The sequence below is a fragment of the Flavobacterium endoglycinae genome (assembly GCF_017352115.1).
Taxonomy (GTDB): Bacteria; Bacteroidota; Bacteroidia; order Flavobacteriales; family Flavobacteriaceae; genus Flavobacterium; species Flavobacterium endoglycinae.
Genome location: NZ_CP071448.1, coordinates 3,325,478 through 3,349,715 on the forward strand (window position 1 = coordinate 3,325,478; position 24,238 = coordinate 3,349,715).

Below are 24,238 nucleotides of genomic sequence, written 5' to 3' on the forward strand. Positions count from 1 at the left end.
TTGTATAAAGATATTTACTTTTTTATAAAAAATATAATGTTAAAATTATAGAAGAGTTTCAATTAAAAAGTACGTATAAATACTCGTTTTTTTATGGCTAATTAAAATTAATGTTGATGTTATGGAATACAAAAAAAGCCCGCAGATATTAATCTGCGGGCTTTTAAGATGAATATATCAAAAACCTTATTTTATCATTTCGAAACTTCTTTTAACAAATGCAGTCAAGGCTTCACCTTTTAAAAGGTTTTGTGACAGCTTCGCTAAATCTAAAGCCTGTTTTACTAAATGCTCTTGATGAGTTTTGTCTTCTGTATTTAAAATACTTGAAGCCAAATCAGAATTTGTATTTACAACCAGGTTATACATTTCTGGCATATTACCCATTCCGAACATTCCGCCTCCACCAGTCTGGCTCATTTCTTTCATTCTTCGCATAAATTCTGGCTGCGTAATAATGAATGGCGCTGCCTGCGAATCCATAGCTTCCAATTGAACACTGTATGCTTTTGGAATATAAGCCTCTAAAGAAGTTTTTAAAGCTGCTTTTTCGTCATCAGATAATTTAGAAATTGTATTTTCTTCTTTTTTAATCAAATTATCGATGTGGTCTGAATCGACACGAACAAAAGTTAATCCGCTGTTATCGTTTTCGATTTTCTGAATCAAGTGTGAAATAATCGGAGAATCTAAAAGCAATACTTCATATCCTTTGTCTTTTGCTGCCTGAATATAAGAGTGCTGTGCATCTTTATTTCCAGCATATAGAATTACTAATTTGCCATCCTTATCTGTTTGGTTTTCTTTTAGTTTTTCTTTTAATTCGTCTAAAGTAAAGTAAGTATAGTCAACCGTTGGGTATAAAACAAACGCACCTGCTTTTTCGTAGAATTTCTCTTCAGAAAGCATTCCATACTCTAAAACGATTTTAATGTCGTTCCATTTTGCTTCAAAATCAGCACGGTTCTCGTTGAATAATGCTTTTAATTTATCAGCTACTTTACGAGTAATGTAGTTTGAAATTTTCTTAACAGCACCATCCGCTTGTAAACCAGAACGAGAAACATTTAACGGAATGTCTGGTGAATCAATAACACCTTTTAACATTGTCAAGAATTCAGGTACAATTCCTTCTACGTTATCTGTAACGTAAACTTGGTTTTGGTACAACTGAATTTTGTCTTTCTGAATCTGCATATCTGTACCCAGTTTAGGGAAGTACAAAATACCAGTTAAGTTGAATGGATAATCAACATTTAAGTGAATGTGGAATAAAGGCTCTTCGAACTGCATTGGATACAATTCTCTGTAGAAGCTTTTATAATCTTCATCAGATAATTCAGAAGGTTGTTTAGTCCAAGCAGGATTTGGGTTATTAATGATGTTGTCAGTTTCAACAGTTTCGTTAACGTAATCTTCTGGTGCATCTTCTGGTTTTGGAAGTGTTTCAGTTCTGGTTCCAAATTTAATTGGAATAGGCATAAATTTGTTGTACTTATTCAATAAACCACTGATTTTAGAATCATCTAAAAATTCAAGAGAATCTTCGGCAATGTGAAGGATGATTTCTGTACCACGTGAAGTTTTGTCAGCAGGCTCTAAAGTGAACTCAGGGCTTCCGTCGCATGTCCAATGCGCAGCCGGTTCATCTTTATATGATTTGGTAATGATTTCAACTTTTTCAGCTACCATAAAAGCAGAGTAGAAACCAAGACCAAAATGTCCGATAATTCCAGAATCTTTTGCAGAATCTTTGTATTTATCTAAAAATTCTTCAGCTCCAGAAAAAGCAACCTGATTGATGTATTTTTCAACTTCATCAGCAGTCATACCGATACCTTGGTCAATAATGTGGATTTTTTTGCCTTCTTTGTCCACTTTAACCTCAATAATTGGATTTCCGTATTCTACTTTAGCTTCGCCAATGCTAATAAGATGTTTTAATTTTAAAGTAGCATCGGTTCCATTAGAAACAAGCTCTCTCAAGAAAATTTCGTGATCGCTGTATAAGAACTTTTTGATTAAAGGAAAAATGTTTTCTACTGAAACATTAATTTTACCTGTTGCCATATTTTTTAATTTTTATTTAATGTGATGATTTTCATTTATTCAAATAAAATACCAATTGTAATTTGGGTGACAAAATGTCGGAAATGTTAATTTTGAAAGAAAATAAATAGATTCTAAAACGAAAAATATCTGAACGAATCGTATATTTGTGGTACAATAATTGTTAAAAAGGCAAGTATTAATCTAAAAAAATTGTACAAAATGAAGAAGAGTATTTTTATATGCATGATTGCCGCTATGTTTTTTGCGTGTAAATCAGCTTCGTCGACAGCTTCAACAGAACCAACGCTTTCTAAAAAACTTGACAGACCTACACAAGTAGCGATTAAAGGGAATTGGGTGCTAACTAATGTATCTTATGCAGGTTCTGATTATATTAAGGTAAACTCATTTGACCTTGCAGATTCTAAATGTTTAATAGGTAGTTCATGGAATTTTATTTCAAATAATAATAAAGGATCTATGACTTTAAACGCTCCTAGTTGTACAGCATTCTCTTCTCCAATTGTTTGGAGTATTAACAACCAAGGTTTGTTTGTACTTAAAATTCTTGATGCAGGTGAAAAAGCTAAAAAAGTAAGAGAAGGATACCTTCTTAAAGTTGCCGGTTTAACTGATAATTCTTTTCAGTTAATTGATAATATCAATGTAGGCGGACAGGTAAAAGATGTTACTTACCAATTTCAAAGAGCTAATTAAAAAGAGCTAATTAATATTTAAAAATGATAAAGATGAAAAAGATAACAGTTTTAGGTTTAAGCAGCTTACTAGTATTAGTTAGTTTATTTGCAAGTTGTGATTCAGTAAAAAATGCAAACAATACACAAAAAGGAGCCGGAATTGGTGCTGTAGCAGGTGGTGTTATTGGCGCTGTTTTAGGTAATAACTTAGGAAAAGGCGGAAACGCTGCCTTAGGAGCTGCAATTGGAGCTGCTGTAGGTGGTGGTACAGGAGCCCTTATTGGAAACAAAATGGATAAACAAGCCCGTGAAATCGATCAGGCTTTACCAGGTGCTTCTGTAGAAAGAGTTGGAGAAGGAATCCACTTAACTTTAAATGAAAATTCAGTACGTTTTGATACTAATAAATCAACACTTACTCCTCAAGCAAAAGCAAACTTAGACAAATTAGTTCCTGTATTTAACGAATATGGAGAAACTAATATTGAAATTTTCGGTTATACTGATAACACAGGAAAACCAGAGTACAACTTAACACTTTCAGGACAAAGAGCTGCATCTGTGCAAGCTTATTTAGTATCTAAAGGATTAAAATCTAGCCGTTTCAAAACTTCAGGTTTAGGAATCGCTGATCCAATCGCTACAAACGATACTCCAGAAGGAAGAGCTCAAAACCGTCGTGTTGAATTTGCAATTACTGCAAACGACAAAATGGTAAATGATGCTAAAGCAGAAGCTGGAAAATAGGTTTCTAATAAAATAAAATAATAAAAAAGCTGTTTCAATTATGAAGCAGCTTTTTTTTGACTTTAGAAATAACATTGTAAATTTGACATTTCAAATACAACTCATGCTTGACATTCAAAATATATCTTTTTCATATACAGATACACCTGTTATAAAAAACATTTCATTTACCATTAATAAAGGTGATAATATTGCCATTATTGGAGAAAGCGGATGCGGGAAAAGTACACTGCTTAAACTGATTTATGGTTTGTTTGATTTAGACGAAGGAAAGATTTTTTACGACAATAAACCTGTACTGGGACCAAAATTTAATTTGATTCCCGGAATGCCCTATATGAAATACTTGGCACAGGATTTTGACTTGTCTCCATACGAAACAGTGGCAGAAAATGTAGGTAAGTTTCTTTCGAATGGTTTTGCAAACATGAAAAAACTTCGTGTTCAGGAATTGTTGGAGATGGTTGAAATGGAGCAATTCTCAAATGTAAAAGCTAAATTTTTGAGTGGAGGACAACAGCAAAGAGTAGCTTTGGTAAGAGTTTTGGCATTGGAACCAGAAGTAATTTTACTTGATGAACCTTTCAGCCAGATCGATGCTTTTCGTAAAAATGCTTTACGTCGAAATCTATTCCGTTATTTAAAACAAAAAGGAATTACCTGTATCATTGCGACGCATGATAGCACAGACGCTTTGTCATTTGCAGATGAAGCTATAGTAATGCGACACGGAGAAATTATTGTAAAAGATAATCCAACCAAAATATACGAAGACCCTCAGATTAAATATGTAGCTTCTTTATTTGGTGAAATAAACGAAGTTCCTACACATTTGTTGGTTCCGTATGAAGATCAAACCCATAAAACATTAGTATATCCACATCAATTTAAAATGGTTGCCGAATCTAATCTTCCGGTAAAAATCAGAAGAACGTATTTTAGAGGAAGCCATTATTTAGTAGAAACCGTTTACAAAAGACAATTAATCTTTTTTGAAAGTGAAATAGATCTTCCTTTAGAACAGGAAATATTCTTAGGTCTTAATTACTTATAAAATTAGAGAATGACAATCCATATAAAACCCGGCAAATTTTAGAATCTGTCGGGTTTGTTTTTTAAGTTTCTTCAGAAAATCAAGCTGAAAACTGGTTTTTCTAAAATCAAATGATTTTAAATAGTCTTATAATTAAAGTATATTAAATTGATAATTACGAAAAAAAGAGTAATTTGTACTCTAATATTTTAAAGTATACTTAAATTTGCATTCTAAATTTTTAATAAATAAAAGTACATTATGTATCATTCAAAAATAGCAGGCTTAGGATATTATGTTCCTTCAAATGTTGTGACAAACGATGATTTGTCCAAGATTATGGATACCAATGATGAATGGATCCAAGAAAGAACAGGGATTCAAGAAAGAAGACATATTATTCGAGGCGAAGATACCACTACTTCAATGGGAGTGAAAGCAGCTAAAATTGCAATCGAACGTTCTGGCGTAGCCAAAGAAGATATTGATTTTGTAGTTTTTGCTACATTAAGCCCAGATTACTATTTTCCTGGACCGGGAGTTTTGGTACAGCGTGATTTAGGATTAAAAACAGTAGGTGCATTAGACGTAAGAAACCAGTGTTCGGGGTTTGTGTATGCCATTTCTGTTGCCGATCAATATATTAAAACCGGAATGTATAAAAATATTTTGGTTATTGGTTCTGAAGTTCATTCAACTGGATTGGATATGACAACACGCGGACGCGGCGTTTCTGTAATTTTCGGAGATGGGGCGGGAGCAGCAGTTCTTAGCCGAGAAGAAGATTTAACAAAAGGAATTTTGTCTACACACTTACATTCTGAAGGACTGCATGCAGAAGAATTAGCATTACAGGCGCCGGGAATGGGAGCGCGCTGGGTAACAGACATTATTGCAGATAATGATCCGAATGACGAAAGTTACTATCCTTACATGAACGGACAATTTGTATTTAAAAATGCAGTAGTACGTTTTGCAGAAGTTATTAATGAAGGTCTGGAAGCAAACGGACTTCAGGTTTCGGATATTGATATGCTGATTCCGCATCAGGCTAATTTGAGAATCTCTCAATTCATTCAGAATAAATTTAAACTGACAGACGATCAAGTGCACAATAATATTCAAAAATACGGAAACACAACAGCCGCTTCTATTCCAATTGCTTTAACTGAAGCTTGGGAAGAAGGTAAAATCAAATCTGGAGATACAGTTGTTCTGGCAGCTTTCGGAAGTGGATTTACATGGGCCAGTGCAATCATCAAATGGTAAATTAATTCATCTTACATTACATATTGACCTGCTTCATTTGAAGCAGGTTTTTTTATATCCCCTTTTGTCAGGCTGAGCGAAGTCGAAGCCCACGTTTCTATTGTTGTGCTCTTCGACTTCGCTAAGGAAACATAAATTTAGTTTGTCAGGCTGAGCGAAGTCGAAGCCCTTCAGTTGTTACGGTTCTCTCTTTTTTTTGAATTAATTTTCTTACTTTTAATTTGGGATTAAAAAGTTTCGAAAATTATGAAGAGATATTATGTATATATTTTGAAATGTTCAGATGGAAGTTATTACACAGGAATGACAAATGATATAAACAGAAGATTAAATGAACATAATTATGGTTTAAATAAAGAAAGCTATACTTATAATAAAAGACCTCTTGAATTGGTTTTTTGTACAGAGTTTAATGATGTGATTCAGGCCATTAAATTTGAAAAGCAAGTAAAAGGCTGGAGTAGAAAAAAGAAAGAAGCAATAATAAGTGATAAGTGGGATGATCTTAAAGAATTTTCAGAATGTTTAAATAAAACAAGTCATAAAAATTTTTATAAAAAGAACCTTTAGTAGTAAATTAGCCTTCGACTTCGCTCAGGATGACACTTGAGTAAAAAGATCTTTTTATATTAAAAAAAATGAAAAAAAATCAATTAGAAATAGCCTGTTTTAATTATGAGTCTGCTATAATCGCTCAACAGAGTGGTGCTCACAGAATCGAGCTGTGCGAGAATATGAATCTGGGCGGTACTACACCTAATTCTATTTTGGTAGTAAAAGTCCGCGAAAGCTTACATATAAAAATGCATGTCATTATTAGACCACGCGGTGGTGATTTTGTGTATTCAGATGAAGAACTGATAGAAATGAAACAAGATATCAAGCAGTACAAAAAACTAGGTGTTGATGGTTTTGTTTTTGGAATTTTGAAAGATAACGGGAAAGTTAATAAAAAACAAAATAAAGAATTGGTGCATTTGGCGCATCCGCTTCCTTGTACATTTCACCGTGCTTTTGATGTAGTTAAGAATCCAGAGAAATCTCTCGAAGATATTATCGAATGTGGTTTTAAAACCATTCTCACTTCAGGTCAGGGAATTAATGTCACCGAAGGAATCTGGGCGCTCGAAAGACTTCAGGAATTAGCAGGAGATCGAATTCAAATTATGCCCGGCGGCGGTTTGAGATCTTCGAATATAAAACTGCTTCAAGAAAAACTCGATTATACGTTTTACCATTCTTCGGCCATTACAGATAATACCGAAATGGCAAATCCAGAAGAAATAAAAGAGCTCCTAAATTTTTTATAGTCATACAAAATGTAAAAAGCCTGAAGTTGGCAAACTTCAGGCTTTTTTCTACAAGAACTTTCTTCAAAAATATTAAAATAGTTCTAATAAAAGCGGAGATTAGAACATTCCGCCGCCGCCTTTATTAGTGTTGTCTTCTCTTTGTTTACGTTGTAAGTTTTTGATTTTACCACTTCCAAAGTTGTATGTTAAACCTAAATAAACGGTTTGGCTTTCCCAAGTAAACTGTCCAGTTTGTGGGTAAGGATAAATACCGTCAAATGAGAATTTCATGGTATTGAAAACATCATTAAAACGCACGCTGATATTCATTTTGTTATCTAATAAAGTGTAGCGTGAACCAATGTCTATTTTGTACATTTCGTTTCTTTTTTGCTGAATTTCATCAACAGGACCTCTGTAAAAACCAAATAATAAGAAACTTAAACGTTTTGTGGGTTTAAAGTTTGAGTTCATACGAGCATTAAATGCAGATGTTGTTACACTGCGTTGAAGAGGCGAACTTGTGTTTGTAGCTGGATCAAACTGAAAAACAACACCTTCTTGTTTTATGCTGGAGAAGTCAATAGCTGGCTGAATATCCCACCATTTAGTAAGTTTATAGTTAAGAGAAAGATCAAAACCATAAGCACTATTATGATCATAGTTAGCAAAACTTAAAATTTGTTTATATCCTGACGGGTCGTTAGGATCTGGACTTAAAGTTCTGCTTATTTGGTCATTAATACTTCTTACAAATACACCCCCTGTAATGCTTCCTTTTTCAAGAGTTTTAGTGTAATTTACTTCAACAGAATTTGTAAACTGAGGTCTCAATTCAGGATTTCCATATGAAGTTACCAATGGAGTAGAAAACTCGCGAATAGGTTTTGTCTGTTCTAAACTTGGACGGTCAACACGACGGCTGTAGCTTAATTGTAAAACATTTTTCTCATTTAAATTATAAGTTAAATAAGCTGATGGATATAAAGTAATATAATCGTCATCAAATTTATTTTGTCCGCTGTTTAAATTAGCGGCTACTTTGTAACTCTCAAAACGAGTCCCTATTTGGTAGCTGAATTTTTTGTATTTCTGACCAAAAGTTACATAAGCAGAATAAATATCAGTATCATATTTATAATTGGAAATCTGGTCTGCAGCAGGAACAGCAGGATTACTTGTATGATAATCATTATCTGTTCTTGTAATTCTTGCTTCAGCACCAGCCTCAAGCGTAGTTTTGTCGTTTAATGGATTAACATAATCTACGTTTAAAGTTCCTAGTTTTCTGTTGTCACGAATATAATCGTTGTATACTACACTGCTTGATGCGTTGGCAGGACTTGTTGTTTTGGTATCGAAACCTGCATTTTGGGTTTCTTTAGTATCACTATAATTTCCTTCGAAATCAAGAGTATGTCCTTCTTTTTTAAATATGTGCTTGTACGCCAAGTTGTAAGTCCCTGTTAAATTCGGTCCTTGGTATCTTGATTTTTGGTACATATTTTTAATGTTTGGATCGCCATTGTTGTAATCAATATCAGTATTTACAATTCCAGTGCCAGAAGATTTATTCTGATTGGTGTAAAAAGATAACGTATTATGGTCGTTAATTAGGTAATCCATACCTACTTTGTATAAGTAGTTATCATTATCGTTTGAGATATCTAATTTTTGAACTACATCCTGATCTAATCTTTGGATGTGACCATCATTAAAGTATGTTCCAAAATTATTACCAGCATTACCAAAAAAGTTAACTTTTCCCGTTTTGTAGTTTAAATCTAAAGACTGATTGTATTTTGCAGTTTTACCAAAAGTAATTCCGCCGCTGTAGCTTCCGTTGAAACCAGTATTGGCGTTTTTGTGTAAAATAATATTGATGATTCCTGACATTCCTTCAGGATTGTATTTTGCACTTGGATTTGTAATCAACTCAATTTTCTTAATAGATGTCGATGGAATTTGTTTTAATAATTGTGCTGGATCAATATTAGAAGGACGTCCGTCAATTAATACACGAACATTGTCATTTCCGCGAAGCGAAAGTTTTCCATCCTGATCTACGTTTACAGAAGGAATATTGTTCATAATATCCGATGCCGAAGCTCCAGCAGTAGTTAAATCTTTTCCAACATTAACGACTTTTCTATCAATTTTTTGCTCAATTGTAGAACGTTCAGCAATTACATTTACGCCTTTTAATTGCGTTGCTTCTTCTTCAAGAGAGACATTGACAACTGCAGATTTTTTGTTTTCGCTTAAAAGTACAGAACCAATATATTTTCTAAATCCAATGTATTGAACCTCGATAGTATAGCTTTTTACAGCAATATTTTTAAATGAGAAATCACCATTATCATCAGTATTTACTCCAGCTACCACTTTTCCATTTTCTTTAAGTGAAACTGTAGCATACGAAATAGGCATGCTGTTAGATTTTTCAATGATTTTTCCAGTGACCGATCCTGAATTTTGACCCTGGACTGTTGCCATTATCCCCAATAATGCAAACAGGAAGAATTTTAATTTCATAGCTTGTTTTTTGATCTTTTTGATTGATTGATGATGAGATTGTTTTTTATTTTTTTCTATTTTGTTTTTCTGCCTCAAATAAAATCTGAAGTCCTTATTAAGACTCTTATGTTAGAATTATGTTACAAGAAAAAGAGAAAAAACTTTTTATTTTTTTGTGATCCCTTGTTTCATAAGGAATTATCATTTTGATTTTTTGATAATTTTAACAATTGAAACCGTTCCTTTTTTAAGAAATTATAATCGTTTTATGTGATTTTATATGTTTTTCATTTTCTCTAATTGACGAATAAGCAGTATCTTTGCTCACTTTAAAATAAGTTTACATGTCATTATCACAAATTCTTACACCTTCTATACAAAAAGCAATACAGGCATTATTTGATGTTTCAGTAGATAAAATCGAGTTTCAGACTACCAGAAAGGAGTTTGAAGGCGATATTACAATGGTGATTTTCCCTTTACTGAAAGTAATTAAAAGTAATCCTGCCGAATTAGGAAATAAAATAGGAACCTATCTGGTTGAAAATGTTTCTGACGTTGCGCGCTTTAATGTGGTATCAGGTTTCCTGAATATTGTAATTTCTGATAGTTATTACCTGAACTTTTTTAATGATATAAAAGACAATCATAAATTTGGTTATGTTTCTCCAGATCCCGCCGATAAAGCTGTTATGGTAGAATACTCATCGCCAAATACAAATAAACCGCTTCACTTAGGACATGTTCGTAACAATTTGTTAGGATATTCTGTTGCGGAAATATTAAAAGCTTCTGGTAAAAAAGTATACAAAACTCAAATCATTAACGACCGCGGAATCCATATATGTAAGTCAATGCTCGCTTGGGAAAAATTTGGAAATGGTGAAACGCCGCAGACATCAAATTTAAAAGGAGATAAATTAGTCGGTAAATATTATGTGGAGTTTGATAAAGCTTACAAAACAGAAATAAACCAATTAATTGAAACGGGTAAAACCGAAGAAGAAGCTAAAAAACAAGCGCCCATTATTATTGAAGCACAAGAAATGCTGAAAAAATGGGAAGCTGGTGATGAAGCTGTGATTGCACTTTGGAAAAAAATGAACCAATGGGTGTATGATGGTTTTGCTACAACTTACACGAACCTTGGAGTTGATTTTGATAAATATTACTACGAAAGTAATACTTACTTATTAGGAAAAGATGTTGTTCAGGTTGGTCTAGATAAAGGTGTTTTCGAAAAAGATCCTGACGGTTCAGTTTGGATTGATTTAACCGATGAAGGTCTTGATCGTAAAATCGTTCTTCGTTCTGATGGTACAGCGGTTTATATGACACAAGATATTGGAACAGCAATTCAGCGTGTGAAAGATATGCCGGATGTTGGAGGAATGGTATACACAGTAGGTAACGAACAAGATTATCACTTTAAAGTATTATTCCTAATCTTGCAAAAACTAGGTTTTGACTGGGCTTCAAGCCTATATCATTTATCATACGGAATGGTTGATTTACCTTCGGGTAAAATGAAAAGCCGTGAAGGAACAGTTGTCGATGCCGATGATTTGATGCAGGACATGACTGATACAGCCAAACAAATCTCAGAAGATTTAGGAAAACTAGACAGTTATTCTGATGATGAAAAGGCAAAATTGTACAAAACGATTGGTCTTGGAGCATTGAAATATTATATCTTAAAAGTAGATCCTAAAAAACGTATTCTTTTCAATCCAGAAGAATCTGTTGATTTTGCTGGAAATACGGGACCATTTATTCAGTATACATATGCGAGAATTCAGTCGATTATTCGTAAAGCCGATTTTGATTTTTCAGCGAAAACAAATATTGAAGAACTTCATGAAAAGGAAAAAGAATTGGTAAAACAAATCGAACTTTTCCCTGAAGTAATTCAAAATGCAGCGCAAAATCACAGTCCAGCATTAATTGCTAATTATACATACGATTTGGTAAAAGAATATAATTCTTTTTATCAATCGGTTCATATTTTAGGTGAAGTCGATTTGACAAAAAAGATTTTCAGAGTACAGCTTTCACAAAAAGTTGCCGAAGTGATTAAGTCAGCTTTCAGTCTATTAGGAATTGAAGTTCCAGAGAGAATGTAAGAATTAAATAAATTCATAATTAAAAGCCAGTAGTTTATAATTACTGGCTTTTTTTATTGTTTTTTTGACTTATTGGGGATGTTTTGTGATTGAGTTCTGTAATATTTTTGTAGGAGAAATTTAAAGGGCACTGTCTCGTTTAAAATACAATACTTGTGTAGTTCATTTTTAACTATTTTGAATTAGTAAGCTAATGGTAATCATGACTATCAATAAGAAGCCATCTTTATAGATGGCTTTTTTATTCTTCTTCTTATTTTTATTCTTTTGTATTTTTGTAGTATAATATTTATATTAATTAGTGTTAAAAATAAATATATCCTTGTTAAAATTATTTTAATTTTTTAAGTTCGCCCACTCTAATTAAAAAAACAAAATAATGAAACAAAAATTAAAAGGACTTATCATGCTCTTTTTTATCTTGGTTTTGCAATCCAGTATTGCTCAAGAGAAAAAAATTACAGGAATGGTTTCGGATGCTAATGGACCAATTCCCGGAGTAAACGTAAATGTAAAAGGAACGAAAACTGGGGTACAATCAGATTTTGATGGAAAGTATGTAATAAATGCTAAGACAGGGGATGTTTTGATTTTTTCTTACATGGGATTCAAAGATATTAACTTAACGGTTGGAACTGGTTCTGTACTTAATGTTAAAATGCAAGAAGATGGAAAGGAATTAGATGAAGTTGTGGTTGTAGCTTATGGAACAGCAAAAAAAGCTTCATATACTGGTTCTGCATCTCAAGTTAAATCTGAACAATTAGAAAATAGACCTTTAACCAATGCTTTGTCATCTTTAGAAGGGGCAACATCAGGAGTTCAGATTCAAAGTTCAGCAGGTCAGCCAGGAGCTGCTCCAGAAATTAGAATACGAGGTTTTAGTTCAATCAATGGATCTAATACACCCTTATACATTGTAGATGGAGTGCCATATGCAGGAGACATCAGCAATTTAAACTCAAGCGATATTGAAAGTTTGACCGTCTTAAAAGATGCATCTTCCACTTCTTTATATGGATCAAAAGCGGCAAATGGAGTGGTTATTATTACAACAAAATCAGGAAAATCATCGAAAGATAAATTTTCTTTAAATGTTAGTACTGGTATGACTTCACGTTCTATTAAAGACTATAAGAGAGTAAATGCTTTCGACTACTACCCTTTAGAATGGGAAGCGATTAGAAATAGCCGTCCAATGGGAACACAGGCACAAGTTGATGCAGCTAATGCATATGCATCTTCAAGAGTACCAGTTGTTTTGGTTACTAATCCATTTAATGTGCCAAACAACAGTATTGTTGGGACTGATGGAAAATTGAATCCAGATGCAAAATTATTATATCCACAAGATCTTGATTGGGCTAAATATTTGGAAAGAGCCGGAGTTCGTAAAAATGTAGATTTTTCATATCAGGGAAAATCAGATAAATCCAATTATTTTGCTTCTCTTGGTTATTTAAATGAAGAAGGATACATTCAAAAATCTGGTTTTGAAAGAACAACAGGTAGATTGAATTTAAATACAAGTTTAAAAGATTGGTTTAGAACTGGTGTAAACATGTCAGGAGCTTTAACTAATTCAAAGCTAGGAACAGATGGAGTAGAAAATACAAGTTCGTTTAAAAATCCATTTAGAACGATTAGAACAATGGGGCCAATTTATCCTGTTTTTGATCATAATGATGATGGATCTTATGTGTTAGATGATAATGGTAATAAAGTATATTCGACGATTCGCGGATCTGGTGCTTCTAACGGAAGAAACGTAGTGTATGAAACTTTAAATGATACCGATGTTGTAAAAGGGCTAGCACTTTCAGCAAGAGCGTTTTTTGAAATTACTTTTTTAAAAGATTTCAAGTTTACTACAAATGCTTCTATTGATAAAACATATTCTAATAGAACATATTCGTATAATACATTAATTGGAGATGGTGCACCAACAGGTCTTATGGCAAAAGAAGATAAAATTCTAACAGGTGTTACATATAATCAGTTACTGAATTATTCAAAAAAAATTGGAAATCATTCATTTAACGCACTGCTTGGACATGAAAGCTTCGATTATGAAAGAAATTGGACAAGCAGCAGTAAAACTGGACAGGTTGCTCCTAGTATAATTGAATTTGTTAATTATGCGACTACTACTGGATTAACTTCTTTTACACGAAATTATGCCACTGAATCCTATTTCTCAAGAGCAGGATATGACTATATGGAAAAATATATTTTTTCAGCATCATTACGCAGAGATGGATCTTCAAAGTTTGCAGAAAAATGGGGTAACTTTTGGTCTTTAGGAGGAGCTTGGGTAATTTCTAAAGAAAAGTTTCTTCATAATACTTCATGGATTGACGACCTAAAATTAAGAGCGTCGATAGGACAAGTTGGTAATGATTCACACATAATTAGTGATACAAATGATGCTGGTTCGAAAATTAATGGGTTGAATTATTATGTTAGTCAGCCAACTTATAGTTTAGGTTACGATAACGGAAGTGAAGGAGGTATTTTAATTTATGCTGCTGCTGCTCCTAATTTGAAATGGGAAGTTAATACTCAGAAAGATATTGCTTTAGAATTTGGATTGTTTAAGAATAGATTGAAAGGAAGTGTTGAGTATTATAATAGAAATACTGATGGTTTAATTTTTTCAGTCCCTAACCCATTATCATCTGGTTTAGACAATAGAATGGAGAATATTGGTTCTATGGTAAATAAAGGAATTGAAATTGCATTAGATGGTACAATTCTTAAAGCAAAAGATTTTTCTTGGAATCTAAATATTAATGCTTCTACAATTAATAATAAAATTACAAAACTCCCACAGGGCGAAATTATAAATGGAACCAAAAAACTTTCAGTGGGTCATTCTATTTATGATTATTGGTTAAGAGATTGGTATGGAGTAGATCCTGCAGATGGATATGCTCTATATGTAGCTGATCCGAAATTTGTGAATACAGGAGATACTACTTTACGAGTTGTAAATGGCGTTAATGTAACTACCGATCAAAATAAAGCTTTGTACCATTATGCAGGATCAGCAATACCTGATTTGTTTGGAAGCTTTGGAAATACATTTAAATATAAAGGACTTCGATTAGATATTATTTGTACTTATCAAATTGGTGGACAAATGTATGATACGAACTATGCTTCATTAATGCATACAGGAAATAATTATGGATCGGCATTAAGTACAGACATTTTTAGAAGATGGCAAAAACCTGGAGATATTACTGATGTGCCACGATTAGATATTAATAGAAATACTCAAGCATCTTCTGCTTCAGATAGATGGTTAACTGGTTCAGACTATTTATCTCTTAGACAAATTAATTTATCTTATAAAATGCCTTCTGAATTCTTGTCAAAAATGGAAATAGATAATGCATCAGTTTATGTAAATGGTGAGAACTTACTATTATTTACAAAACGTCAAGGAATGGATCCTACACAAACTTTTAATGGAACTACTCAAAATAGATATATTCCATCAAGAGTAATAACGCTGGGAGTTAATTTAAACTTTTAAGAAAAATGAAATCAACTTATATTAAAATAGTATTTTTTATACTGACAGTAACTGTTTTTAATTCTTGTTCAGATGATTTTTTAGACAAGAAGCCTACAGAATTTGTCGATAATGAAGGCGCTACCAAAACAACTGAAAATTTAATGATGTTGCTGAATGGAATTCACAGATCACTGTATATTTCTTATGAAGATCAAAGTCAGGCTGGATTAGGAGGCTTAATGCAGCAAACAGATATTGTTGGTGATGATGTTGTTTTTCCAATTACAAATGGATGGTTTTTGCAAATGTATAATTGGAGTTCAGTAAATAATGAAAATTCAGTAGACCTGCGTTTTCCGTATCGAACTTATTATAGAATAATAAGAAATGCAAACACTATTATTAATGCTGCTGATGCTGCCATTGGCTCAACTTCAGACAAAAATATTGTTAAAGGTCAGGCATTATTGTATCGTGCATTTTGTCATTTTCAATTAGTACAACTATTTGGAAAAAGATACGTAAATGGAGTAACTAATAGTCAATTAGGAGTTCCGATAATTTTGACTGTCGGAAATGATAATTTTCCAAGATCAACAGTAGAAGAGGTATATACTCAAATTAATAAGGATCTAGATGAAGCGAATGTTTTGTTGCAAGGATATTTAAAACCAAATAATTCTTATCTAGATTTAAAGGTGGCGCAAGGCTTAAAGGCCAGAGTTGCTTTGACGCAAGGTAATTGGAGTGCTGCAGCTGAATACGCTAATAAAGCACGAAGTGGAAAGACGTTAATGTCAACTGCAGAATATGTAACTGGTTTCAATGATTATAATAACAAAGAGTGGATGTGGGGAAGCCACATAAATGAGGTTCAAACTCAATATTTTGGAAATTTTGGAGCTTATATGTCTAGAAATTTCAGCTCAACGGTAATACGTTCTTGCCCAAAAGCTATTAATAGTAAGCTCTATGACATGATTCCTTCTACTGACATTAGATCTGCAATATTTGATAAGACTGGAAAACATACAGCACTTGCTCTTCCGTCAAATTTTGCAAAATTTCCTTATACCAGCCAAAAATTCTTATCAATAAGTACTGGAGATAGCAGATGTGATGTGCCTTATATGCGTGCTGCTGAAATGTTTCTTATAGAAGCTGAGGCAAAAGCCAGAATGGGAAGTGCAGATGCCGCAAATGTATTGTATGAATTTGAGATAACAAGAAACCCGTCTTATACTTTGTCTACTAATACTGGACAAGCTTTAGTTGACGAAATTTTAATGCAGAGAAGAATAGAGTTGTGGGGTGAAGGATTTAGATTTTTTGATTTGAAACGTACAAATTCTCCATTAGATAGAACTGGTGCAAATCATGATTCAGGGATAGTAAATGGTGTGTTGAATGTTGACCCTACAGATAAAAGATGGCAGTGGCTAATTCCTAAAGATGAAATTAATGCCAATCCTTTAATTAAACAAAATGAATTTTAATAAATAATAAATCAGTTTAGAATAATTAGACATTTTTTCTAAATCAAAAGGCCGGTAATCTTAGATTACCGGCCTTTTTCAATTAAAACAATATTTTGTTATTTTACAAACTTGTCAATAATAGCATCTGATTCAGCTTTTGTAGCAGTTGGTTTTAAATCAAACAAAAGAGAATAAAGAGCTTTTCTGTCAACTTTAGCTTCTAAATTAAGATCTTTATGTCTGTCGAAAAGAGTCTGCCATTTGTCACGAACGTTTTTCCAAAGCACATTATTTTCTTTCCACCATTTTTGAGCTGCGATACATTTAATATCCGGCACCTTAGTATAAACATCAAAACCTTTTTCTTGTGCTAAAAGAACATCTTTCCCAGCATCATCGCGAACTAATTTGTCATTATCCTGCTCATGATTCCATCCTGTAGCAGTAATTTCGTGGATGTTTCTTCTTTTTAAAACATTATAATCGTTACGTTTTGTCTGCTCTCTTCTAGGAAGCGGCGCATCTGCAACATTTGCCCAATAATCCTGCCCATCAACATGTACCCAAGTAGAAGAACCTTCATATCTTGGACTATCATCAACTTGATATACCTTTTGAGTCCACTGACCTTTAACAGCTTTTTTATCTAACTTTTTATATTTCCAAGAATTTCCTTTATCAAATGCATATAAGTCTGTGTTTTCATATAACCAGTCTTGTCTCCAGTGTTTGATAATCATATCATCGCTTACGATTAATAAGTGCTGCATAACGATTTTATTTGGAGTATCTTCTAACAATTCAACCCATTCCAAAGCAGATTCATGTTTGGTTTCGGATGGTTTGTAAGTAAGAGAATCTTTAGGATATGAAAATGTTTCTGTGAAATTGAACTTTACTTCATAACAACCACACATTGATTTAATAGATTTTATGTCTTGTTGTTTTTTGTCCTGACTGAATCCAAGACTACAAGTAAAAGCCATAGCGGCTGAAAAAAAGAGGCTTTTTGAAATCATAACTTACTGTTTTGTTTTTAAATTTTGGCAAATATATTAATTTATTTAGAATAATTAAAAATAGTTATATATTTGCAAAGGTTATTAAGATTGAATAAAAATAATGAAATTTAAAATTACTCTTTTTGCAGTTGTGCTTTTTTATCAGATTTCTTTTTCGCAGCAAAAAGATACTATTAAATCACACGAAAAACTCTCAGAAGTCGTGGTTACAGGACAGTTTGAGCCACAATCTATAAAAAAATCTGTTTTTAATGTTCGTGTTATATCTAATAAGGATATACAAAATTTAGCAGCGAATAATTTATCTGATGTTTTGAATCAATATTTAAATATTACAGTTAGACCCAGTAGTACAAGCGGTCGGTCAACAGTTTCCTTATTTGGGTTAGATGCACAGTATTTTAAAATTTTGGTTGACAATGTTCCTTTAGTTAATGAAGGAGGCGTTGGAAATAATACCGATTTATCTCAAATTAACCTTAATGATGTTGATCATATAGAGATTGTTGAAGGTTCTATGGGAGTAGCTTACGGGGCGAATGCTGTGAGTGGAGTTTTGAACATTATCACCAAAAAATCTTCAAAGTACAAGTGGAATATTACTGCATCTGTTCAGGAAGAAACTGTAGGTGATGAATATTCTTTGTTTGAAAAAGGACGCCACATTCAATCTTTGAGAGTAGCACATACCTTCAATAAAAACTGGTTTGTAAGTGGTGGGATCAATCGAAATGATTTTCAAGGATATTTAGGTGATAGAAATGGAAAAAGTTATGCTGAGAATGATCAAACGCGGGGTTACACCTGGCTTCCAAAAGAGCAATTAAACGGAAATGCTTTAATATCTTATCATAAAGATAGATTTCGTTTTTTTTACAAATTCGAGTTTTTAGATGAAAATGTTGATTATTACAACAGCACAGTTCAGTCTAATTTTAATTCTACATTAGGAACTTATCGTTATAGTGATGATATGAGGTATTTTACCAACAGATATTTTCATAATCTAAATGTTACCGGTGGATTGTTTTCGCAATTGAATTATAATGTTTCTGTCTCACATCAGAAACAGCAGCGCGAAATAGAAAATTTCAGATATTATTTATTTACAAAAAATGAAGATCTAAATAGTACTGAAAAAGATCAGTCAATGGAGGTTCTTTCTTCAACAGGAACTTTAAATAACTTTTTTTCTGATAAAACAGTTGATTTGCAAATTGGATATGATTTTGTAAACAATCAAGGTTTTGCTCTTGTTCAGGAAGCTAATAATAAATTTGTACCTATTCGCAAAAGACTAGAAAATTATGATTTTTTCGTCTCTTCAGAGATTATGGCAACTGATCGATTTTCTATAAAACCTGGATTACGTTTTTCAGTACAATCTAAATTTAAAAACCAATATGCTTCTTCTATAGGTTTAAGATATTTATTTGATAAGGGACTGGAACTTCGTGGCTCTTATGGAAATGGTTTTAGAACTCCAAATTTTGATGAGCTTTATACAAAACAAATTTTTGACGGACATTTCTTTACCGGAAACGAAAATCTTATTCCTGAAACCAGTACTTCTTATGAAGCAAGCATTAAAAAATTCATGACATTTTCTTCAGGCTGGCAATGGTCAGGCACTCTGGCAGGAAGTTTCTTAAATGTGGATGATAGAATTGATATGGCATTTATACGTAAAAATCCAGATACAGGAACTCCCGAATATCAATATATTAATGTTAGTAAATACCAAATGTGGAATTTTTCTACAATGAACCAAATTGTCAAAGATAATTTTACTGTTAATCTTGGTGCAGCGTTAATAGGAATTTCACAGTTGATCAATAATAATCAATTTACTTCAAACGATCAATTTCTCTACTCATTTAATCTGAATGCAAGTCTTTCCTATAATATTACAAAATGGAAAACCATTATTTCGGGGTATTACAAATACAATGGGAAAAGCAGACAATTTATTGAATCTGGTTCTGAATATGTTTTGTCTGAAATTGATCCTAGTAACTGGCTTGATGCATCAATTAGAAAAAATTTCTTCAAAGATCATTTTGAAGCAACGATTGGAGCACGAAATATTCTTAATGTAACTAATGTGAACCAAACTAGAACAACTGAAGGAGCGCATGCATCTGGATCAAATTTAATGCTCGCATACGGACGTTCATATTTCCTAAAATTAGCTTATAACCTTAATCTTTAATATAAAACTAAAATACAATGAAAAAATTATTATTACTATCATTCGCATTCTTATCTCTTACAGCTTGTTCAAGCGATGATGATACGCCAGAAGTTGAAGTTCCTACGGTTGGAGCTATTTTGCAGCCAGCTGTAGGTGGACCAAATGAGCCTAATCAGGTTTATCTTGATTTAAGCACAGAAGAATCTAAATCAGTTAACAGAGCTGCTTGGGATTTTGGATTTTCAAGTGGTACAGATTTTAGAGTTGTAATAAACGGATCCTTAAAAATGGCCGTAAAAAAATTAGAAACTTCAGATATTACCTTAACGCAGACAATTAATACAGATGTCACTGTTGGAGCTGGTACAACTGCTGCATCAAATGGTTATGTTGACAATCCAACAGGAGTTTTAGCTGGCGCTGGTGCAGGAATTGGAACTGCAATCGCTGAAATTTCTGCAAATGATGCCGATAACAAAGTTTACTTAGTGAATTTAGGATATGCTGTTGGAACAGCAGTGCCAAGTGTAGGTTCTGTAACGGTTGATGGTGATCCAAGAGGATGGAAAAAAGTTAGAATTTTAAGAAACGGTGCTGGATATAAAATTCAATACGCTGATTTAGCTTCTGCAACTTTTACTGAGAAAACAATTGCTAAAGATGCTGCTTACAACTTTACATTCTTTAGCTTAACAACTGGAAATACAGTTTCTGTTGAGCCTTTAAAAGACAAATGGGATTTAAATTTCACTGTTTTTACTAATTACTTAAATGCGGGTACTGAGGTAACTTACGGATACTCAGATTTTATCGTAACAAACATGAAAGGTGGTACTAAAGCATATCAAGTTTTAGTGGCTGGAGATGTTACTTACGCAGCGTTTACGAAAGCAAATGTGGTAGAGGCTAACTTTACGGCTTCTGCAACTGATCAAAGAATCATTGGTGCAAACTGGAGAAGCGGTGGTGGGCCATCTACATTACCAAGTATTAGAACAGACCGTTTTTATGTTGTTAAAGATGTAGCTGGAAACTATTATAAAGTTAAATTCCTAGCAATGTCCAATGAGGCAGGAGTTAGAGGATATGTTAGTCTAGAATATGCCCTGTTAAAATAACATTTTGACAACTTTGGATAATTTGTATTATTCAGAGTTGTTTTAAAAAACAACATCAAAAAATTAGTTAATCATTAGCTTTGTTTTTTTTATTTTTTTTTGATTTAGAGGTTAGATTTTTCTAGCCTCTTTTTTTGTTTTTCTTTATTGTTAAAATGAATTAAAAATGAACGATTTAATTTTATCTTTGCGCATCATTTTAAAAAACAGAATTAACAGGAATTTTAAATGGTTTAATTTTTGTTACTCTATCCGTTAAAAATTATAATTAATTAGTGAATACAAAATCATATTTTTTTCAGTCTTTTGCCATAGTCGCATTAGCTTTAGTTGCTTTTATTGGATTCAAACAAATCCTTCCTGATAAGATATTTTCAGATAGCAAAATCGATTCAAAAAATGTTTTGATCGACAGTCTGCTTTTAGAATCGGTTGCTAAAGATTCGTTGTCTTCAGATAGTGACAGTATAGAAGAAGCTGAGCGTAGAATGGGGAAAGAAAAAATCGTTTACGATGCTTCTGAAGGGATTGAATTTCCATCGGAAACATTCGATGATTATAAAGGTTTTCAATACCTTATTTCATTTTACGAAAAACTATATCAGTTAGAAAAGAATCCGCAGAACAAAGTTAGAATTGCATATTATGGAGATTCTATGACCGATGGCGATTTGATCGTTCAAGATGTTCGTGCTAATTATCAGGAACGTTTTGGAGGACACGGAGTTGGTTTTGTACCCATTACTTCAGAATCTGCAGCATCAAGAGGTTCTGTGAAATCAGTATATTCTAAAAACTGGAAAACGCAATCGTATTTAAATGTAAAAAGACCAGCAAGTCCATTTGGAGTAAATGGGCATGTGTTTTTTGCCAATGATAAAGTAAATCCAACCTGGGTTCAATACGAAGCAGGTCTTAATAAAAACTCGACTACTTTAGATAATCCGACTTTGTTTTATGGACGATCTTCTAAAAAAGGGAACGTGAATTTTATTATTGGAAAAGATACGATTCGCAAAAGCTTAAATCCGTCTAATTTGGTAAACAGCCTGAAAGTAACATCAGGAAGTATAAAAGCATTTAAAGCTGATTTCATTCACGCAGATTCTATTCCGATTTACGGATTTAATTTTGATAATGGAAACGGTGTTCATGTAGATAACTTTTCTCAAAGAGGAAATTCAGGTCTGCCAATTTCTATGTTTAATGCCAATGTAATGCAGGCTTTTAATACGCATCTAAATTATGATTTAATCATTCTGCATTATGGAACAAATGTTTTAAATTACGGAACCAAAAATTATTCATGGTATGAAAAAGGAATGACTAAAACCGTCAATAAAATAAAAGAATCATTTCCGGGAGTTTCTATTCTAATCGTTTCAACGGCAGACAAGTCGACTAAATACGATTTAGAAATGAAAACCGATTCAGCTGTTGTGCCTTTGATGAAAGCTCAAAAGCATTATGCATTAGAGACTGAATCAGGATTTGTTAATTTATATACGCTTATGGGTGGTGACGGTTCGATGGTAAAATGGGTAGACGAATCTCCGGCCAGAGCCAATAGAGACTATACACACTTTAACCAGAGAGGAGCAAAAGCAATAGGTAATTTATTATACAGCCAATTAAATAAAGGATACGAACAATATAAAGTTTTACGTGAAAAACGTGATACTGGTGTAAAACCGCAAACAGTTAGAAAACCCAAAGCAGATTCCGTTTCTGTGAAAAACGACAGCGTAAATGGATAAACTAATTATTTTCTTTTGTTGTCTTTTTTTCTCAACAAATGATAATCAGCAAAAAACAGAATCACTTTCAATACCTAAAAAAATGATTAGTAAAATTGATATAACCGAGGGTGAAACCTATACAGGAAATCACATTTATAATTCAAAAGTATTAGAAAGTGTTTTTAAAAAATTGATTCAGAATGAAAGTGAAAAGAATCAGAAAATAAATATCGTACATATTGGTGATTCACATATTCAAGGTGATTTAATGACCAATAAAATCCGAAAGATTTTACAGCAGCAATTTGGAAATGGCGGCCGTGGATTTGTTTTTCCCTATCAGCTAGCCAAAACAAATGGTTCGTACAATGAACGTTTTCGCTGTAATAGAATCTGGGACAGTTACCGAAATATTTATCCAGTAAGAAATTATCCTGTAGGATTAAGTGGTATTGGACTTTGGAGAGATACAGGAGGATTTGTAGTAGAAATGAGTATAAAAGATCCCTCGTATAAATTTAATACGATTCAGATTATTACTCCAAAAAACGAAAGTATGTTTGATTTATCTTCGTCATCTCAAACCAAATTTATTGAGACAACAGAGCGTAAGATCGTCACACACAAAATCAAGAAAGGAGAAGCCATTTCGATTATTGCAGATAAATACAATGTTTCGGTTGCTGATATAAAAAAAGCCAATCAGCTGAAATCAAATAACATTCGTGCGGGAAGAATTTTAAGAATCCCAACCAATGAAATGCAGCCCAAGAATATTAAAACATCAGAATTTGTTCCTTTAAACCTTGAATCAGATGCATTTTGCCATTTTTACAAATCAGAAAAAGCACTCGATAAAATCTATTTAGTTCCTCATAAAGAAGCTAAAGATTATGAATTAAACGGATTAGTTCTCGAAAAAGACGCTCCCGGTTTAATTTACAGCGGAATAGGAGTAAATGGTGCCAAATATTCGGACTATAATAAATATCCGTTATTTTTTGAACAACTTAAAGCATTGCATCCAGATCTTTTAATTTTTTCATTGGGAACAAATGAAAGTTTCGATAAGCTGGAAACCTCAGATTATATCCAGAGATTGCGTCAGTTTATCAAAAATATTAAAGATCAAAATATAAATGTCCCAATAATTGTGATGACACCACCGCCGTCGTTATTTAGAGGAGGAAAACCAAATAATTTTGTGGGCGAATATGCACAGCGAATAAATGATATTGCCGAAAAAGATGGTTTTGCTGTTTGGGATTTATATGATGAATTTGGCGGATTGAAAGGAATAAGACAATTAAAATCGCAGGGATTAATAGGAAAAGATTGGGTTCATTATTCAAAAAAAGGATATGAAAAACAAGGAAGCTTGTTTACAGAAGCATTTTTAAAAGCATACGATAATTTTAAATCAAATAAGTAAA

At 32.8% G+C, this 24,238-nt stretch carries 16 protein-coding genes; 13 read left to right on the forward strand and 3 right to left on the reverse strand.

Annotated elements, in window-relative coordinates; translation table 11 throughout:
• Nucleotides 1-186: 186 nt before the first annotated feature.
• The gene (gene htpG / locus J0383_RS14705; protein ID WP_207294761.1) at nt 187-2,070 is read right to left on the reverse strand and encodes a molecular chaperone HtpG; all 1,884 of its coding nucleotides are present in this window, start codon (nt 2,068-2,070) and stop codon (nt 187-189) included.
• A gap of 201 nt (nt 2,071-2,271) precedes the next feature.
• Here htpG and J0383_RS14710 point away from each other — a divergent pair, with 201 nt between their 5' ends.
• The 6 genes from J0383_RS14710 (at nt 2,272) to J0383_RS14735 (ending at nt 7,109) form a co-directional block, all read left to right on the forward strand.
• A complete protein-coding gene (locus tag J0383_RS14710) occupies nt 2,272-2,769 on the forward strand; it encodes a lipocalin family protein (protein ID WP_207294762.1) in 498 nt (165 codons plus the stop codon).
• 32 nt (nt 2,770-2,801) lie between these two features.
• A complete protein-coding gene (locus J0383_RS14715; protein WP_207294763.1) occupies nt 2,802-3,497 on the forward strand; it encodes an OmpA family protein in 696 nt (231 codons plus the stop codon).
• Nucleotides 3,498-3,600: 103 nt separating this feature from the next.
• Entirely contained in the window at nt 3,601-4,551 is a 951-nt protein-coding gene (locus tag J0383_RS14720) for an ABC transporter ATP-binding protein (RefSeq protein WP_207294764.1), read from the forward strand.
• A 240-nt stretch (nt 4,552-4,791) separates the two neighbouring features.
• Complete coding sequence (locus J0383_RS14725) at nt 4,792-5,799, forward strand: 3-oxoacyl-ACP synthase III family protein (RefSeq protein WP_207294765.1); 1,008 nt, start codon at nt 4,792-4,794, stop codon at nt 5,797-5,799.
• A 246-nt stretch (nt 5,800-6,045) separates the two neighbouring features.
• A complete protein-coding gene (locus J0383_RS14730) occupies nt 6,046-6,369 on the forward strand; it encodes a GIY-YIG nuclease family protein (RefSeq protein WP_207294766.1) in 324 nt (107 codons plus the stop codon).
• Between the two features lie 68 nt (nt 6,370-6,437).
• On the forward strand, nt 6,438-7,109 hold the full coding sequence (locus J0383_RS14735; protein WP_207294767.1) for a copper homeostasis protein CutC: 672 nt from the start codon (nt 6,438-6,440) through the stop codon (nt 7,107-7,109).
• 99 nt (nt 7,110-7,208) lie between these two features.
• Here J0383_RS14735 and J0383_RS14740 read toward each other — a convergent pair whose 3' ends face one another.
• Nucleotides 7,209-9,626 (reverse strand): TonB-dependent receptor domain-containing protein, encoded by a 2,418-nt coding sequence (locus tag J0383_RS14740; RefSeq protein ID WP_207294768.1) that lies wholly within the window; start codon nt 9,624-9,626, stop codon nt 7,209-7,211.
• Between the two features lie 326 nt (nt 9,627-9,952).
• Between J0383_RS14740 and argS the strand changes: the two genes are divergently transcribed.
• The 3 genes from argS (at nt 9,953) to J0383_RS14755 (ending at nt 16,750) form a co-directional block, all read left to right on the forward strand.
• Nucleotides 9,953-11,731: an arginine--tRNA ligase gene (argS, locus tag J0383_RS14745; protein WP_207294769.1), complete on the forward strand. Its 1,779-nt coding sequence runs from the start codon at nt 9,953-9,955 to the stop codon at nt 11,729-11,731.
• Between the two features lie 379 nt (nt 11,732-12,110).
• A complete protein-coding gene (locus J0383_RS14750) occupies nt 12,111-15,272 on the forward strand; it encodes a SusC/RagA family TonB-linked outer membrane protein (protein WP_207294770.1) in 3,162 nt (1,053 codons plus the stop codon).
• A gap of 5 nt (nt 15,273-15,277) precedes the next feature.
• Nucleotides 15,278-16,750 (forward strand): RagB/SusD family nutrient uptake outer membrane protein, encoded by a 1,473-nt coding sequence (locus tag J0383_RS14755; RefSeq protein ID WP_207294771.1) that lies wholly within the window; start codon nt 15,278-15,280, stop codon nt 16,748-16,750.
• Between the two features lie 98 nt (nt 16,751-16,848).
• Here J0383_RS14755 and J0383_RS14760 read toward each other — a convergent pair whose 3' ends face one another.
• Complete coding sequence (locus tag J0383_RS14760) at nt 16,849-17,751, reverse strand: DUF6607 family protein (protein WP_207294772.1); 903 nt, start codon at nt 17,749-17,751, stop codon at nt 16,849-16,851.
• A 103-nt stretch (nt 17,752-17,854) separates the two neighbouring features.
• On the opposite strand from J0383_RS14760, the gene J0383_RS14765 reads away from it, so the two are divergent.
• From J0383_RS14765 to J0383_RS14780, 4 genes are all read left to right on the forward strand, one after another.
• Nucleotides 17,855-19,966 (forward strand): TonB-dependent receptor plug domain-containing protein, encoded by a 2,112-nt coding sequence (locus J0383_RS14765; protein WP_207294773.1) that lies wholly within the window; start codon nt 17,855-17,857, stop codon nt 19,964-19,966.
• Between the two features lie 17 nt (nt 19,967-19,983).
• Complete coding sequence (locus tag J0383_RS14770; protein ID WP_207294774.1) at nt 19,984-21,066, forward strand: HmuY family protein; 1,083 nt, start codon at nt 19,984-19,986, stop codon at nt 21,064-21,066.
• 275 nt (nt 21,067-21,341) lie between these two features.
• Nucleotides 21,342-22,823 carry an SGNH/GDSL hydrolase family protein gene (locus J0383_RS14775; protein WP_207294775.1) on the forward strand — a complete coding sequence of 494 codons (1,482 nt, stop codon included), beginning with the start codon at nt 21,342-21,344 and terminating at the stop codon, nt 22,821-22,823.
• Between the two features lie 82 nt (nt 22,824-22,905).
• Complete coding sequence (locus J0383_RS14780; protein ID WP_239023076.1) at nt 22,906-24,237, forward strand: GDSL-type esterase/lipase family protein; 1,332 nt, start codon at nt 22,906-22,908, stop codon at nt 24,235-24,237.
• Nucleotide 24,238 lies beyond the last annotated feature (1 nt).

Coding starts and splice junctions, on each gene's coding strand:
- htpG (WP_207294761.1), bottom strand. CDS start 2,070: ATGGCAACAGGTAAAATTAATGTTTCAGTAGAAAACATTTTTCCTTTA.
- J0383_RS14710 (WP_207294762.1), top strand. CDS start 2,272: ATGAAGAAGAGTATTTTTATATGCATGATTGCCGCTATGTTTTTTGCG.
- J0383_RS14715 (WP_207294763.1), top strand. CDS start 2,802: ATGAAAAAGATAACAGTTTTAGGTTTAAGCAGCTTACTAGTATTAGTT.
- J0383_RS14720 (WP_207294764.1), top strand. CDS start 3,601: ATGCTTGACATTCAAAATATATCTTTTTCATATACAGATACACCTGTT.
- J0383_RS14725 (WP_207294765.1), top strand. CDS start 4,792: ATGTATCATTCAAAAATAGCAGGCTTAGGATATTATGTTCCTTCAAAT.
- J0383_RS14730 (WP_207294766.1), top strand. CDS start 6,046: ATGAAGAGATATTATGTATATATTTTGAAATGTTCAGATGGAAGTTAT.
- J0383_RS14735 (WP_207294767.1), top strand. CDS start 6,438: ATGAAAAAAAATCAATTAGAAATAGCCTGTTTTAATTATGAGTCTGCT.
- J0383_RS14740 (WP_207294768.1), bottom strand. CDS start 9,626: ATGAAATTAAAATTCTTCCTGTTTGCATTATTGGGGATAATGGCAACA.
- argS (WP_207294769.1), top strand. CDS start 9,953: ATGTCATTATCACAAATTCTTACACCTTCTATACAAAAAGCAATACAG.
- J0383_RS14750 (WP_207294770.1), top strand. CDS start 12,111: ATGAAACAAAAATTAAAAGGACTTATCATGCTCTTTTTTATCTTGGTT.
- J0383_RS14755 (WP_207294771.1), top strand. CDS start 15,278: ATGAAATCAACTTATATTAAAATAGTATTTTTTATACTGACAGTAACT.
- J0383_RS14760 (WP_207294772.1), bottom strand. CDS start 17,751: ATGATTTCAAAAAGCCTCTTTTTTTCAGCCGCTATGGCTTTTACTTGT.
- J0383_RS14765 (WP_207294773.1), top strand. CDS start 17,855: ATGAAATTTAAAATTACTCTTTTTGCAGTTGTGCTTTTTTATCAGATT.
- J0383_RS14770 (WP_207294774.1), top strand. CDS start 19,984: ATGAAAAAATTATTATTACTATCATTCGCATTCTTATCTCTTACAGCT.
- J0383_RS14780 (WP_239023076.1), top strand. CDS start 22,906: ATGATTAGTAAAATTGATATAACCGAGGGTGAAACCTATACAGGAAAT.